A 13,603-nucleotide genomic window follows, 5' to 3' on the forward strand; every position below is an offset into this window, starting at 1 on the left:
TGGGCCGGCGGCCACGGCCATTATTAGGCCCGAAGCCTGCTCCAACGACAAGGGCCGGAGGATCAGGGGCTCGCCAGAATGCGCCGTGATGGCGTTTATTGGTATTCTGGCGGGATCTTTCCGACTTTATGGCCCACCAAATTCATCAACTCCAGAGGTTGAACACTTGGCAAGTTCAATAAACAGCGAGAGAACCGCCGACAGGCTCTATGGCCTGATTGCCAATGAGGAAGACGCCCGCGCCTGTACCGACCTGCCGGATTCGGCCTGCCGGGAGGTACCGCGTAATTTCTTCCTGGTACTGGCCAGCCTGGTGCTTACCAAGCTAGGGGACCTGTTGATCAGTCCCAAAACCGTGCTGGCCTGGCTCCTCAATGCCGTGGGCGCACCGGCACTGGTGGCATGGCTCGTGCCGATCCGAGAATCCGGCTCACTTATTCCACAGATGGTGATTGGCGCCTGGGTCAGGCGAAAGCCGGTCCGCAAATGGTTCTGGACCCTCGGGGCCTTTGGCCAGGCGCTCAGCGTCGTGGTCATGGCCGCCAGTGTCTGGTTTCTTGAAGGCTATGCCGCAGGGGGGCTTGTGGTGGCAGCCCTGGTCATTTTTTCTCTGGCCCGGGGTTTCTGCTCGGTTGCGATCAAGGACGTGCAGGGCAAATGCATCCCCAAGGGTCGTCGGGGCCGGCTGTCCGGCCTGGCCACCACCTTTGCGGGGGCACTCACCGCACTACTGACAGTAGTGCTGTTCTGGGACCGGGGCGATCCCTCAATGCTGTTCTATTCGCTGCTCCTGCTACTCGCCGCCAGCCTCTGGGTCATCGCCGGCACCCTGTTCGCCGCCGTCGACGAGTACGACGGTGAGACCAGCGGTGGCGGCAACGCCCTGAAAGAGGCCGTCGATAACTTCGGCCTGCTCCGCACTGACCGGCTCTTCCGGCATTACGTGGTCACCCGGGCGTTGCTCCTGTGTTCGGCCCTGGCCGCACCTTACTTCGTTGTGCTCTCACAACAGCAGACAGGCTCCGTCTGGCAGCTTGGCATCTTCCTTCTGGCCGCCAGCCTGGCCAGCTCCCTCAGTGCCAGTGTGTGGGGTTGGATGGCCGACGCCAGCAGCCGCCAGGTAATGATCCGCGGGGCAATGCTTGCCAGCGGCATCTGCCTGCTGGTGGGCTTTGCCACATTGCTGGCCGGTGGCCCTTTCGGTGGAGTGTGGTTCTATCCCGGCGCCTTTTTCGTCCTGAGCATCGCCCATGCGGGGGTGCGACTTGGACGCAAGACCTACCTGGTGGACATGGCCGGGGGCAACAAGCGCACGGACTACACCTCGGTAAGCAACACCGTCATCGGGCTACTGCTGCTGGCCACCGGTGGTCTGACGGCACTGGTATCGCTGATTTCCGAAGTGGCTGTCATCCTGGTTCTCGGCTTCATGGGACTTGCCGGCATGTTCAGTGCCATGGGCCTCAAGGAAGTCTCCGTGGGCAACGACTGATGGCCTGGTGTCCCGACTGGCTGATTCGCTGACCCACCGGCGCCCCGGGCCCTGAGAGCCCTGTAGCGATGTGGTCAGGGTGCCCGGCCATCATTCAGCGCCAGGGCGCCCCGCACCACGCGGTAGATGAACCAGATGGCGGCACCCAGCAGGATAAACCAGCCCACTATGATGAAGGTGGTGACGGTTCCGATCACCAGCCACAGCAGACCCAGCCAGAATGTGCGGATCTGCCATCGGAAATGGGCCTCAAGCCAGCTGTTCCTGGCCTCACCGATCTTGAGGTAATTGATGATCACGCCCGCCAGGGCCGTCAGGCTGCTGGTGGGAATGGCCAGTGCCTGCAGCAGGTAGACGATCACCACCAGCCTCCAGACCGGGTCATCACTGGGCTTTGGCTGCCGTTCCCCGGCGGGGATGTAGTCTCCGGTCAATGTCTGTCCTTACTGCCTGGAATGTGCCACCAGTATAAGCGCCAAGGCCATCAGGCGGATACCCGGGCCCGGCCGTTTCCACTCTGCGGACGGTAGCCCAGCCGGAGACCACCCCAGTGACGGCCGTTAACGTAAATGGGCACTGACAGGTCGTGCATGATTTCGCCGGTGTCCCGGCGGTAGGTCTGCAACAGCAGTGATTCGGTGTGGCTGCCGCAACGGGCCCCGGTACGGTCGTTGAAAAGGCGCTTGCTGCGGCTGCGGGTCAGATCCTTCGCGGGATCTCCCGTGGGTTCGTGGGCGAAAGCCTGGTTATGGGTGGGCACGTAGCCATCGGGCGCGGTGGCAATGGCAAACACCATGGCATCGTGGGAATGTGCAATAGGCTCCTGGATCGGCGGCAGCGCCTGGTCGGTGAAGCGGTCGAAGTCGCTGTGATACTTGGCCGGATGGGTCCCGGGAACGGGTGTTCGCTTGCGGTCGAAAAGCTGGCTTTCGCTAAGCTCGCCCCGCTCCAGAGCCTCACCAAAACGCTCGCCAATGGCCCGGGCGCCCTGCCTTGCCTGCTCGTAAAAGAAGTGGTGATAGCTGTCGCTGCTACTCTGGGCAAAGGCGGCGCTGGCCTTCTCGGCCAGCTCCATCAGCCGCGAGGCCTGGCTCGCCAGTTCACCCACGCCACGGTCGCTTTCCGACATTTCGTCCCGCAGGGTCTCGACGCCCAGGGATATCTGCTCCAGGTTCTGCTCGTTCTCCCGATCGCTGTCGGCGATAGCCACCACTTCCCCTTCCAGGTTGTTGGCTTCCTCGCCGATCCGCTCCAGGTTACCGCCTACGGCCTGTACCGACTCCAGGCCCTTATCCACGGTGCGGGCAAGGTCTTCCACGCCTGCCAGAATACGGCTGGCGGCCTGGCGAATGCCTTCGAGCATGCCGGCGACTTCCGAAGTGGCCTCGGTTGTGCGGGCGGCCAGCTGACGCACCTCATCAGCCACCACGGCGAAGCCCCGCCCCTGGTCACCGGCCCGGGCCGCTTCAATGGCGGCATTGAGGGCCAACAGGTTGGTCTGGTTGGCGATATCCTCAATGACGGAGGTTACGCCCTGGATCTGGTCGGAGCGGCTGTCCAGCTCGCGAATCAATGCCAGGTTTTCACCGGACTGGCGATGAACAGCCCGGATTTCCTCGATGGCTGCTGAAAGTGCCACTCTTCCCTCGCGACTCAGCAGGCTGGCACTACGGGCCACGTCCGCCGCGGCGGTGGCTCGCCGGGCACTGTCCCTTACGGTGTCTGTTACCTGCCCCGCATAATCCGCCATCTGACCGGTCTCTCCCACCTGCCGGTCAAGGCGCTGCTTGATCTGGTCCGCCGCCCAGGACACTTCGGCGGCGGAAATGGCGTTCTGGTCGGCTGAGGCCGACAGGGTCTCAGTCAGCACCCGGCCGGTGTCTGCATCCCTCAGCAAACCCCGGAAGCGGGCATAAAGCGGATCGGAGGAATCGAGCCGGCCTTCAGCCAGCGCCTGTAATGCCCGCTCCGAGGGCACCAGTACCAGCCGCCAGGCAATCGCGATCACCAGTAGCGCTGCCAGCCCGGATACCACGGCCGCCATCCACGCGCCCCCCCCTGCCAGGGCCAGGGTGCCCGCTGTGATCGCTGCCACCAAGACGATGGCCAGCAGACCGGCTACAGCCAGAAACCGGTTTGAAACTCCCATGTGAACCTCTCACTCTTGGTTTTTGTTCATATTATAAGCAGGAAAGCATAGGGGTTTGGGAGTAGGTGATAACTTCGACTTTAGTGTAAAGAGGTAATTTAACAGCACTATTCGATCATGGACAGGCGGGGAACTGAAAACGCCGGCACGAAGTGCCGGCGTAAACTCAGACAAACTAGGCGTCACACAATCAGGCGCCGATGACACCGCCATCGGCGCGGGTTACCACAACCACAGAAGAGCGTGGATGGCCTTCCGCAGAGCCGGCCGGCCAGGCCACGGGGTGCTGGATGCCCAAGAACATGCTGGTCTGGTCAGGCGTGGTGACCACGCCGGTGACCTCACAGTTACTGGGGCCGACCAGAAAGCGCTTGATCTCCCGGGTGTCCGGATTGGCCGCCAGCATCATGTTGTTGCCAAACGGCTCTCCCCAACGGCCGTCCGTCTGGATCCAGAGCCGACGATCATTGTCGAACCACAGGCCATCCGGGCTATTAAAGATATTGGTTTCATCCAGCTCAACCACGACATTGTCACCGACCACGGTCTGGGTGCCAGCGTCACCGCCGAATACGTAAATGTCCCAGTCAAAGGAGGTGGCTGTGTACTCGTCACCAGCTTCCTTCCAGCGAATGATATGGCCATTACGGTTCTCTGCAATGGGATTCGCTGCGTTAGTCTGGTCTTCGGTACGTTGGGAATTGTTTGTCAGGGTGAAGTACACTTCCCCCGTAACCGGATCAATGGCTCCCCACTCAGGGCGATCCATGGGCGTGGCCCCGGCAATGTCCGCCGCCAGACGGGTATTCAGCAGCAGGTCCGCCTGATTTATGAATGGCCCATCGAACTGGATTTCGCCCACCGGGGTACCAACCGCGTTTTCCATCTTCTGGACAAAGCCTGCATCGTCCATGGACAGGGGCAGCCATTCCCCGGAACCGTCGTCATTGAATCTGGCGACATACAAAGTCCCGCTGTCCAGCAGGCTGCCATCGGCAGTGTCGGCGAAATAGGGCTGGGCGGAGACGAACTTGTAGATGTATTCGAAGCGGCGATCGTCACCGGAATAGCAAACCACGGGCTGACCGTCGGTTGCCGGCGCAAAGATGACGCCCTCGTGGCCGAATTTACCCAGGGCCGTCCGCTTCTTCGGAGTGGACTCGGGGGCGAAGGGATCAATCTCCACCATAAAGCCGAAGCTGTTCGGCTCATAACGATAATCTTCATTTGCTGATTCGCCGGTCGACGTTGCGTCGAAGCGAACATACTCCTCGGCACGATTGTCGGCCAGCTCCCAATCGTACCGGGACTCTGCCTTGACCCCTGCGCGACTCAACTCCTTGGGCAGGGGGTTGTCACGACTCACAAAGTAACCGTGCCAGTTTTCCTCGGCAGTCAGATAGGTATTCCACGGAGTTGGGCCCATGGAACAGTTGTTCAGGGTCCCACGGGTGCGGGTGCCATTCGGGCTGTATGGCGTCACCACTTTGGCACTGCCACGTACCGGACCGCTGAGTTCCATGGGGGTTCCGCCGGTAACACGACGATTGTAAGCACTGCCATGCACCAGGTCCCATTGGCCATTGGTGTCCCGACGGATGTGGGCGACAGTGACCCCATGGGCGGCTATTTCCTTGCGAACCTCATCAAAGGGACGATTGCCACGATCATCATAGGTAGGCCCGTTCGGGTGAACCGCATCTTTATCAATGTATTCATGATTGATAACCAGCAATCCTTCAATCGAACTGTTGCCACCCTCATTCACATCAATGGGAAAATAATGCATGCCGTCGTGGTGCATGCCAACCTGCTGCTCCTGATCCGAACCGGTGTTGTTAGCCTGAAGATCAAATGCCGGGTAACTTCCGGTAACCGGAGTGCCCCATGGCAGGAACACCGACGCGGTATAACCGGCTGGAACGGTGATGTCATTGGCATCGGTTGTTGGTATGGCTTCGAAACCCAGTGACACTTGCTGCGAGCCACCGTTCCCACCATCCGAGACATCGTCATCATCATCGCTGGAACAACCCACCAGGGATAGTCCCATGAAGCTGGCGAGGGCGGCGCCCACGGAGCCCTTCATGACGGTCCGGCGCTGCATGCGTGCGGCCAGGACCTGATGAAATGGCTGGTTGCCACTGTGATTCACCACCGGTTCGTGCTCCGGGTCAAGCTTGATCATGCTGAGTTCTTTATTTTCCATTTTGGTTTCTCTCACTGCCTGTTGTAGGAGTCCTGCGAAACCATAGGATGGAAACCCTGCATGACACCGGGATGACGCCAACTTGGCGATTTCATGAAATAAACGTTTCAGGGGAGGCCTGTTTTACTGTTCGGGGTAGTTCCACGGGCAGGCCCGGGTAACAAAAACGGCAGGCGCAAGGGCCTGCCGTCTATTGGTCGTCTGTTCGGGGCGGCTTACTGGGTCATTTCATCCGTTCCCTCTTCGATTTCGTCACCCACGTCCTCTGCCGTCTCGGAGATTGTTTCACCGACCTGCTCTACCGGACCTTCCTGGGTGCCGGTGGCGTCCTCATAGGTCTCTTCCGTTGCATCAGCCGTGTCTTCCGCCATCTCTTCAACGTTTTCGCCTGCCTGGTCGAAATCCACCCCTTCCTCATCGTTGTCGCTACAGGCCGAAAGGCCAAGAACCAACATCAATGCGAAGATACTCAGCGTCAGCTTTTTCATCGGTCATCCTTCTCTGGTTGGTGATGACACAGCTCAGAACCCCTCCGATTCTGATTGATCGACTGTGTATTCACACAACAGGATAAGGTGCGAGGGGTTTCTTTTGCATTGCCGCCGGATTACCGGATATCAATAAGCGTTCAGGTTCTGGCCGTCGATGATGAGTATGTGGTCCACCGCAAGCAGCACCCCCTTGTCGAGGGCAAGGAAGTCCCCGCCAGGGCGGGTGAACAGGTCCCGGATGCGGGAATGGACGACCTGAACCTGGCCCGAGGCGTCCCGATATACCAGCTCAACCATCTGTTGCTGGAGGATGTAACGGGTCAGCTTTGACCGCAGGGACGTTTCCAGAAAAGGCTTTGCTCCAGCCATATCCTATGCCTGTACATTAAGGGAACCGGTCGGAATCCCGGGCTGAAACCACCCGGGAACCTCCGGTTCTTGTCGTTGGAAAAATCGACGGCAACGCCGTCCGCAGACGGGATCGGGGCCCCGGACAGGGAGTATCCCCCACAGTCTGGTTCAGGGCATCCGGATTTTCCAGCATTTGCGATCTCCAGCCAGTTTCGGCGTGTCTCATGCCACCTGTTACTGCCCGCCTGGTTAGTCTAGAATATCGCCCGCTGATTCGACCCCATTCAATTCCGCTGACTACAGGAAGGCCCATGGACTGGCTCCAGGTTCTGATTCTGTCCCTTGTGCAGGGTATTACCGAATTCCTGCCGGTTTCGTCCTCCGCCCACCTGATTCTGGTCCCGGTCTTTAGCAACTGGGACGACCAAGGCCTTGCCTTCGATGTCGCCCTCCACCTGGGCAGCCTGATGGCCGTGGTTGTCTACTTCCGTCAGGATCTGGCCACCATGAGCACCAGCTGGTTCCGGTCACTGCGAACCCGGCGGCCGGATGCTGACGCCCGCCTGGCCTGGGCCGTGCTGCTGGGAACCATCCCCGTAGGATTGGCCGGGCTGGCCTTCAAGGACACTATCGAAACCGTTCTGCGTTCGCCGCTCTACATGTCCGCCGGCCTGATCGTATTCGGCGTGGCCCTTGCCTGGGCGGATCTGCGCCACCGCGGCGCGCGACCGGAGTATCAGATCACCTGGAAGGACGTTCTGGTGGTTGGCTGTGCCCAGGCCCTGGCCCTCTTCCCCGGCACATCCCGCTCGGGCATCACCATCACCGCCGCCCTGTTCATGGGCATGAACCGGGAGGGCGCCTCACGGTTTTCCTTCCTGCTGTCCATTCCGGTGATCGTGCTGGCCTGCGGGCTTCAGCTAAAATCACTGCTGGAGACACCGGAGCCGGTCCAGTGGGGAGCCGTGGCGGCCGGCGTGGTACTTTCCGGCCTTTCCGCCTACCTGTGTATCCACTATTTCCTGGCTTTCATCAAACGCATCGGCATGATGCCCTTCGTGGCCTACCGGATCATTCTGGGCGTCATCCTGATCGGCGTGTTTGCCTGAACCACGTCTGAACCTGTCCGGCCGCGGTCAGAACCAGGCGGTCCGCATGTCCAGGCAGGTGCTGTCCTGATTCTGGAGCAGCACCAGGTCCTGGGCCACCTCCGGCAGTTCCCAGTGAAAGAAGTAACGGGCTGCCTGCAGTTTTCCACGGTAGAAACCCTCCTCCGTCACGCCCGCCTGGTTCAACTTGCCGGCGGCGGCGTTGGCCTGGCGCAACCACATCCAGGCGGCCAGGATCTCGCCGAACAGGTTCAGGTAGCGGTTGGCGTTGCACAGAACCTGCTCCGCCGAATCCCGGTGAAGCCCCTGCGCCAGCGTCTGGGTTACCTTGACGGCCCGCTGCAGGGTTTCACTCAGGGACAGGGCCCACTGCTGGGTCTCCTGGGTGACCGCCGCTTCCAGATCCGCCTGAAGCGCCTGGAGAAGGAGCTGAAGACCATGACTCTGATGCTGCCAGACCCGGAGGCCGAGGAAATCCCGGGCAAGCTCACGGGTCTGACGGGGGTCCGGTACACAAAGGCCGGCAACAGGTCGGCCCGCTCCCTGCAACGAGGACACGAAGGCGGCATCCAGCGGCCACCAGGACAACAAGGGGGTCAGGAACTGCAGCAGGCGCTCGGCTGCCTGGCGGGTGGGCGGATCGGGATGGGTAGCGGCATTCTCCGCAAGGGAGGCACCGTATAGACACATGGCCAGTGCCGCCTCGCAACGGCTCTTTCGGACCAGCAGACGGCGGCGCTGATCCGCCGCGGCGGCGGCATCCAGAGCCGCCGTGTCCTGGGAGGCCAGCTCCACCCGAAAACCCTGCCAGGCGGTCAGTGTAACCGCCACCGGTGTCGCCAGCAGGTCCTCCGAGCGGGTGCGGAACAGTCTGGAACCCTGACCGGCGGCATCATAGAGACCATTACCCAGAGTCAGCACCACTTCCGGTACAACACCAACGGAGCCATCCGCCAGGGCTTCGGCCCGGTCATCACCCAACCCGGTTTCGCCTCCGGAGAGCCGGGTAAAGGTTTCCACCACCGCCTTGAGGGACTCGCGGGTATGCTCCTGGTAGCGATCTCTGGCCACCAGGCCACCAGTGTCCAGCACATCGAACAGCTGGAAAAGGAACTCACGGGCACTTACCTGACTGGAAACCATGGATACCGCTCTCTAGTTACGCCGCTTTGGATATCGCTCATCGCCGGGCCATGCCGGTCCGGGAGCGCAGGGGCAGACAGCCTCGCACAGGTGCGCGACTTGTTCCAGAGCAGCGGACACACTCCGGCCCCCTGCCCACCCGCGACGGACGGCACCGGCGGGTTTTGAGGGAGCGGGATCCTGGGCGGGCCGTTCAGGTCACCCGTGGATAGACACCTTCCGTGCCTCCCTTTGAAAACACCCACTGCCAAAGCTGGATGTCCCTGGAGCGGAACACCCCGGCACAGGACAGCAGGTAGAATCGCCACATGCGATAGAAGCGATCGCCCAGCTCGCTGGCGAACTCCGGCCAGGCCTTCGCGAAGTTCTCGTACCATGCCATCAGGGTCCGGTCGTAATCGGGGCCGAAGTTGTGCAGGTCCTCCACGATGAACAGGTTGTCCGCCGCATCGCCGATCTGGCCTATGGACGGCAGCTCGCCGTTGGGGAAAATATACTTGTCCATCCAGGGGTCCGCTCCCGGGGCACGCTCGTTCTTACCGATGGTGTGCAACAGAAACAGCCCCCCATCCCTGAGGCAATGATGTGCCACCTTCATATAGGAGCGGTGGTTCTTGTTTCCCACGTGTTCGAACATGCCAATGCTGACGATACGGTCAAAGGTTTCATCCACATCCCGGTAGTCCTGCAGGCGGAACTCCAGAGGCAGGTCCGGGTAGCGTTTCCTGGCAAACTCGGCCTGTTCCTTCGAGATGGTGACGCCGACACAACTTACGCCATAGTGTTCCGCGGCGTAGGACATGAAACTGCCCCAGCCACAGCCGATGTCGAGAACCTTCATTCCCGGTTCCAGTTGAAGCTTTCGGCAGATGAGGTCGAGCTTCGCCTCCTGGGCCTGCTCAAGGTCCGTGGCGTTCTTCCAGTAGCCACAGGTGTAGGTCATTCGGGAATCCAGCATCGCAGCATAGAACCGGTTACCCAGGTCGTAGTGCTGCTCGCCCACTTCCCGGGCCCGGGCAACGGTCTGATGGTTGAACAGCCGTGCCTTGAGATAATGGAACAGGACCCGGGCCGGCTTAACCTTCTTCTGGAGTCGCGCCCTGAGAATGCGGTGAATGAATTCATCGAGGGCCTGAACTTCCCACTCACCATCCATGTAACTTTCTCCCAGCCCCAGACTGCCCTCCCTGAAAACCCGCTCGGCAACGCGCGGAGAATTCAACTGAATGTCCCAGGGACGGTCCCCGCCAACCCGGATATCTGCCTGCGCCAGCAACTCCTTGAAGTAGTTCTGCAGGGCTGATCGCCCGGAGAGGTTCGCCTTGCCCGATTGCTTTGCCAGTTCCATGTAACCAAGCCTCCTGAATCAATGAACAGAGCGGTGAGCCATCCACCATTCATTTGCCGTGGGCCTCTGAAAAAACCTGAAAGCTCGGGAGTTCAGGCTTTTCCGGAAGCCCAATTTTCAAGATAGACCCGAATGACGAAATTTTTAATTAGCGACAGCCAATGGTGAGACCGCCGGCTATTCATGACCACTATCACGACATGCAGAATTTTCCCCGTCACCATGAAACCGATAAACACGTTGCGGGTGAAATGCCACCTGGTTCTCAAGCCTGAACATTCGGGTCAGGATATATCCTGTTTTTCGAGACATTTCCGTTTTTAGTCTTAATTAGTCGCTAGCCTTGGTTCCCAGGATCTGGTTTGGCTGCAGGTCAGGCCATCTCCGACTCAGAGGAAACCGGGTTTCTTCAATAAAAAAACAGGGTCCTGTGGCGGGCACGGCCATATCCAGTGGACCTGAAAAAAGATTGCAAGGGAGGTGCTTATGTCTGAGAAACAACCGTCAAATTCACCCGTCAATACCGGAAGGCGGCAGCTGCTGATAGGCTCCGGCCTGCTCGGCGCGGCCGTCGCCGTGAATCCCGGCATGGCCTTCGGCCGCGGCTGGGGCCGAGACAGGGACAACGTTCAGGAAAACGTGGAACCGGTCGACTGGACCGTGGAGCAGCTCCGGACCGCGCTGGACAAGCTGCGGGACGATACTTTTTTTGGCCTGACTGCCTTTGCGGTACCCGGAAACGACCCCTACTCCGAATACCAGGGCCGCAGCACTCCGGCCCCCGGTGGCATTGCCACGCGGGCGGACCTCTACCTGGCCGGTGGTGTGAATCTCCTGCTTCCATTGCCGGCGGCTTTCATGCAACAACTGCTGGCTTCCATTGCCACCTACCTGAGCCTGAGCCCCATGGATATCCCGGAAATGGCCTCCGGGGACGTGGGCGAGAACGGCGAATGGATCCTGGAGAACCTCGACAGTACCTTTACCGACTACCTGGAGGGCGAGGCTTCCAATACCGTCCTGGCCGCCCTGCTGCTGAACCTGGCCGCCACCCGCGCCGCCGGTTCCGTGGATGGGCCCTTCCCCTCACCCTTTGCCAACCTGAGCTGGGAACAGAAAGCACAGCTGTTCGAGGAGCTGGAAAGCCCCCACTCCTGGCTCAAGCGCGCCCTCGTCTGGAACATTCCCGACCGGGACTTCCGGGAGGCGGCGCCGGGCGTCATCGGTTCCCTGGTTTCCTTTATCCTGCGAATCGGCGGCTTCGCCAGCTATAACGAATTCGCAGTGTTCGATCCCGCTACCCGCGAAGTGGTCCAGCGGCCCCTGGGCTGGGTGTTGAGCCAGTACGCACCCGATGCGCCTCCCAGCAGTATCGGCAGCGATGACTTTATCGGTTATTACCAGGGACGGAGGAGTGTCTGATGCGTGATGTCATTATCATTGGTGCTGGCGGCGGCGGTCCTGTTGTTGCCAAAGAGCTGGCCGAACGAGGCCTGGACGTCCTGGTACTGGAGGCAGGCGCCCGCCATGCCAACCCGGAACAGGAATGGTCCGCCCTGGAAAACCACATGAACAGTTCCCTGGCCGGCAAGTTCCGCTTCGGCCCGGCCGACCCGGCCAAACCGGCATGGTTCAGGGAACTGGTAACGCCAGGCAACTTCTCCCAGGTGGCCGGCGTTGGCGGCACAACGCTGCACTACTACGGCAACAGCCCGCGGGCCATGCCCGGCGTATTCGCCGGTTACCGGGGACGTGACCGCTGGATGTACGACTACAGGCACCAGTTCCCGTTCAGCTACGAGGAAATGCGCCGCTACTATGAGTGGACCGAAGCCACGCTGCCGGTACAGACCGCTGCCATGGGCACCAAGGAACAGGCCTTCTTCGATGCCGCCACCGCTGCCGGCCTGACCCCGATTACCGGCAAGGACATCACCCATGCCGGTTTCCGGCCCCAGGAGAATGCCATCCTGCAGCCGGGAGGCAATGCGGGGCGCACCAGCGACCCGTCCCAGCTGAATTATCCGGACGCAACCGGTTGCACACTGTGTGGCCACTGCTTCCAGGGCTGCATGCTGCCGAAATCGGCGCCACGCAACCTCAAGGCCCGTCGCTCCACGGACAACAGCTACATGCCCATGGCACTGACCGCCGACCTGTGGAAGCCAGGCGGCAAGGCGATCACCCTGGTGACCGATGCCTATGTCACCCGCATCCTGACTGACCCTCGCTGGGGAGGCCGGTTGCAGACCGCGACCGGTGTGGAATGGCGCGACGTCAACACCGGAGAGATTCACAGCGAGGACGCCAAGGTCGTGGTGATGGCCGGTGGCTGTATCGAGAACCCGCGACTGTGGCACAACAGCGACCTGCCCGATCCCAATGGCTGGGTTGGCCGTGGCCTCACCGATCATGCACTCGACTGGGTAACCGGTATCTTCGACCACGATGTGGGCGGTGCCACTGGTACATCCTGTTCCTCCCGCGCCGACTTCCCGGGCTATGGCGCCATGCAGAACACCGCCAACACCCCGGGTGTTGCCGCCAACAACCTGGCCGCCAGCGACAGCGGTATCCGGGGCGCCTACGACAACGGCCTTGGCCTCGAGGGAACCTGGGACGGCAAGGCCGGCCGGGCCTATGGCACCGAGCTGAAGGAGATGATGTCCAACATCAACAACCAGATGAGCATCCTGATCCTCACTGACGACGATGTGGAACATCAGAACAAGGTGGATGTCTCCCGGGTGTTCAAGGACAAGCAGGGACCGGTGGCAAGGGTCGATATCGACAAGCGCCGCCGTTCACGCCGCACCTTCCGCAACCGGGAGTATCTGGCCAACAAGGCGGCGGAGATCCTCAGGGCTGCCGGCGCTACCAAGATCGTGCGCACTGACTGGACACCGGTGCTGCTTCACCTCCAGTCCTCAATGCGTATGGGCGACGACCGTCGCAACTCGGTACTGGACGAAAACTGTGAGGCCCGGGCGGTCGGAGGGCTGTTCATTGCCGACAACTCCGCACTGCCCAACTCACTGGGCGGTCCCAACCCCACCCTGAGCACCCAGGCCCTGGCCACCCGTACCGCTGAAAAGATCTTCCAGCAGTATTTCGGAGGCGACGTCTGGGTCGGCGGTGAAACCCCGATCTGCTCCATCGACGATGCGGTCACCCAGGCCGTCATCAACCGGGGCATCTGATCAGAACCACAGCACCAGCGGAGGGTGCCTGCAAGCCGGGACGGATTTCCGGCGACCATTGGGGGTAACACTCTGCTCGCAGAGTGTCGTTTTGGCCCGGCGTTTCGCCGG

The 13,603-nt window shown here is 60.9% G+C and carries 11 protein-coding genes; 4 read left to right on the plus strand and 7 right to left on the minus strand.

Going from position 1 to position 13,603, the window contains the following annotated elements; genetic code table 11:
• The first annotated feature begins 166 nt into the window (after nt 1-166).
• Nucleotides 167-1,492, plus strand: a complete 1,326-nt coding sequence (locus tag BM346_RS05885) for an MFS transporter (protein WP_227662880.1) — start codon at nt 167-169, stop codon at nt 1,490-1,492.
• Nucleotides 1,493-1,566: 74 nt separating this feature from the next.
• Here the strand turns inward: BM346_RS05885 and BM346_RS18045 are convergent, their stop codons facing one another.
• The 5 genes from BM346_RS18045 to BM346_RS05910 all read right to left on the minus strand — a co-directional run bounded on the left by BM346_RS18045 (nt 1,567) and on the right by BM346_RS05910 (nt 6,710).
• Nucleotides 1,567-1,926, minus strand: a complete 360-nt coding sequence (locus BM346_RS18045) for a DUF4870 family protein (protein WP_227662879.1) — start codon at nt 1,924-1,926, stop codon at nt 1,567-1,569.
• 50 nt (nt 1,927-1,976) lie between these two features.
• Nucleotides 1,977-3,641 (minus strand): methyl-accepting chemotaxis protein, encoded by a 1,665-nt coding sequence (locus tag BM346_RS05895; RefSeq protein WP_092009728.1) that lies wholly within the window; start codon nt 3,639-3,641, stop codon nt 1,977-1,979.
• Nucleotides 3,642-3,831: 190 nt separating this feature from the next.
• Entirely contained in the window at nt 3,832-5,850 is a 2,019-nt protein-coding gene (locus tag BM346_RS05900) for a PhoX family protein (protein ID WP_092009730.1), read from the minus strand.
• Nucleotides 5,851-6,065: 215 nt separating this feature from the next.
• On the minus strand, nt 6,066-6,338 hold the full coding sequence (locus tag BM346_RS05905; RefSeq protein ID WP_092009733.1) for a hypothetical protein: 273 nt from the start codon (nt 6,336-6,338) through the stop codon (nt 6,066-6,068).
• Between the two features lie 129 nt (nt 6,339-6,467).
• A complete protein-coding gene (locus BM346_RS05910) occupies nt 6,468-6,710 on the minus strand; it encodes a hypothetical protein (RefSeq protein WP_092009735.1) in 243 nt (80 codons plus the stop codon).
• 293 nt (nt 6,711-7,003) lie between these two features.
• On the opposite strand from BM346_RS05910, the gene BM346_RS05915 reads away from it, so the two are divergent.
• Nucleotides 7,004-7,801, plus strand: coding sequence for an undecaprenyl-diphosphate phosphatase (locus BM346_RS05915; RefSeq protein ID WP_092009737.1), 798 nt, complete (start codon nt 7,004-7,006; stop codon nt 7,799-7,801).
• A gap of 27 nt (nt 7,802-7,828) precedes the next feature.
• On the opposite strand, the gene BM346_RS05920 is transcribed toward BM346_RS05915, so the two are convergent.
• Both BM346_RS05920 and cfa read right to left on the minus strand, forming a co-directional pair.
• Nucleotides 7,829-8,944 (minus strand): acyl-CoA dehydrogenase C-terminal domain-containing protein, encoded by a 1,116-nt coding sequence (locus BM346_RS05920; protein WP_092009739.1) that lies wholly within the window; start codon nt 8,942-8,944, stop codon nt 7,829-7,831.
• 193 nt (nt 8,945-9,137) lie between these two features.
• Nucleotides 9,138-10,292, minus strand: coding sequence for a cyclopropane fatty acyl phospholipid synthase (cfa, locus tag BM346_RS05925; RefSeq protein ID WP_092009741.1), 1,155 nt, complete (start codon nt 10,290-10,292; stop codon nt 9,138-9,140).
• Between the two features lie 486 nt (nt 10,293-10,778).
• On the opposite strand from cfa, the gene BM346_RS05930 reads away from it, so the two are divergent.
• Both BM346_RS05930 and BM346_RS05935 read left to right on the plus strand, forming a co-directional pair.
• Complete coding sequence (locus BM346_RS05930) at nt 10,779-11,714, plus strand: hypothetical protein (RefSeq protein WP_092009743.1); 936 nt, start codon at nt 10,779-10,781, stop codon at nt 11,712-11,714.
• Nucleotides 11,714-13,492, plus strand: coding sequence for a GMC family oxidoreductase N-terminal domain-containing protein (locus BM346_RS05935; RefSeq protein WP_092009745.1), 1,779 nt, complete (start codon nt 11,714-11,716; stop codon nt 13,490-13,492). The genes BM346_RS05930 and BM346_RS05935 overlap by 1 nt, the downstream gene beginning before the upstream one ends.
• Nucleotides 13,493-13,603: the final 111 nt, after the last annotated feature.

It is taken from the genome of Marinobacter daqiaonensis, assembly GCF_900115285.1.
Classification (GTDB): Bacteria; Pseudomonadota; Gammaproteobacteria; order Pseudomonadales; family Oleiphilaceae; genus Marinobacter; species Marinobacter daqiaonensis.

What these genes read in the sequence shown, in the direction of transcription:
- BM346_RS05935 (WP_092009745.1), top strand. Translation starts at nt 11,714, where the DNA reads ATGCGTGATGTCATTATCATTGGTGCTGGCGGCGGCGGTCCTGTTGTT.
- BM346_RS05900 (WP_092009730.1), bottom strand. Translation starts at nt 5,850, where the DNA reads ATGGAAAATAAAGAACTCAGCATGATCAAGCTTGACCCGGAGCACGAA.
- BM346_RS05910 (WP_092009735.1), bottom strand. Translation starts at nt 6,710, where the DNA reads ATGGCTGGAGCAAAGCCTTTTCTGGAAACGTCCCTGCGGTCAAAGCTG.
- cfa (WP_092009741.1), bottom strand. Translation starts at nt 10,292, where the DNA reads ATGGAACTGGCAAAGCAATCGGGCAAGGCGAACCTCTCCGGGCGATCA.
- BM346_RS05915 (WP_092009737.1), top strand. Translation starts at nt 7,004, where the DNA reads ATGGACTGGCTCCAGGTTCTGATTCTGTCCCTTGTGCAGGGTATTACC.
- BM346_RS05905 (WP_092009733.1), bottom strand. Translation starts at nt 6,338, where the DNA reads ATGAAAAAGCTGACGCTGAGTATCTTCGCATTGATGTTGGTTCTTGGC.
- BM346_RS05895 (WP_092009728.1), bottom strand. Translation starts at nt 3,641, where the DNA reads ATGGGAGTTTCAAACCGGTTTCTGGCTGTAGCCGGTCTGCTGGCCATC.
- BM346_RS05930 (WP_092009743.1), top strand. Translation starts at nt 10,779, where the DNA reads ATGTCTGAGAAACAACCGTCAAATTCACCCGTCAATACCGGAAGGCGG.
- BM346_RS05920 (WP_092009739.1), bottom strand. Translation starts at nt 8,944, where the DNA reads ATGGTTTCCAGTCAGGTAAGTGCCCGTGAGTTCCTTTTCCAGCTGTTC.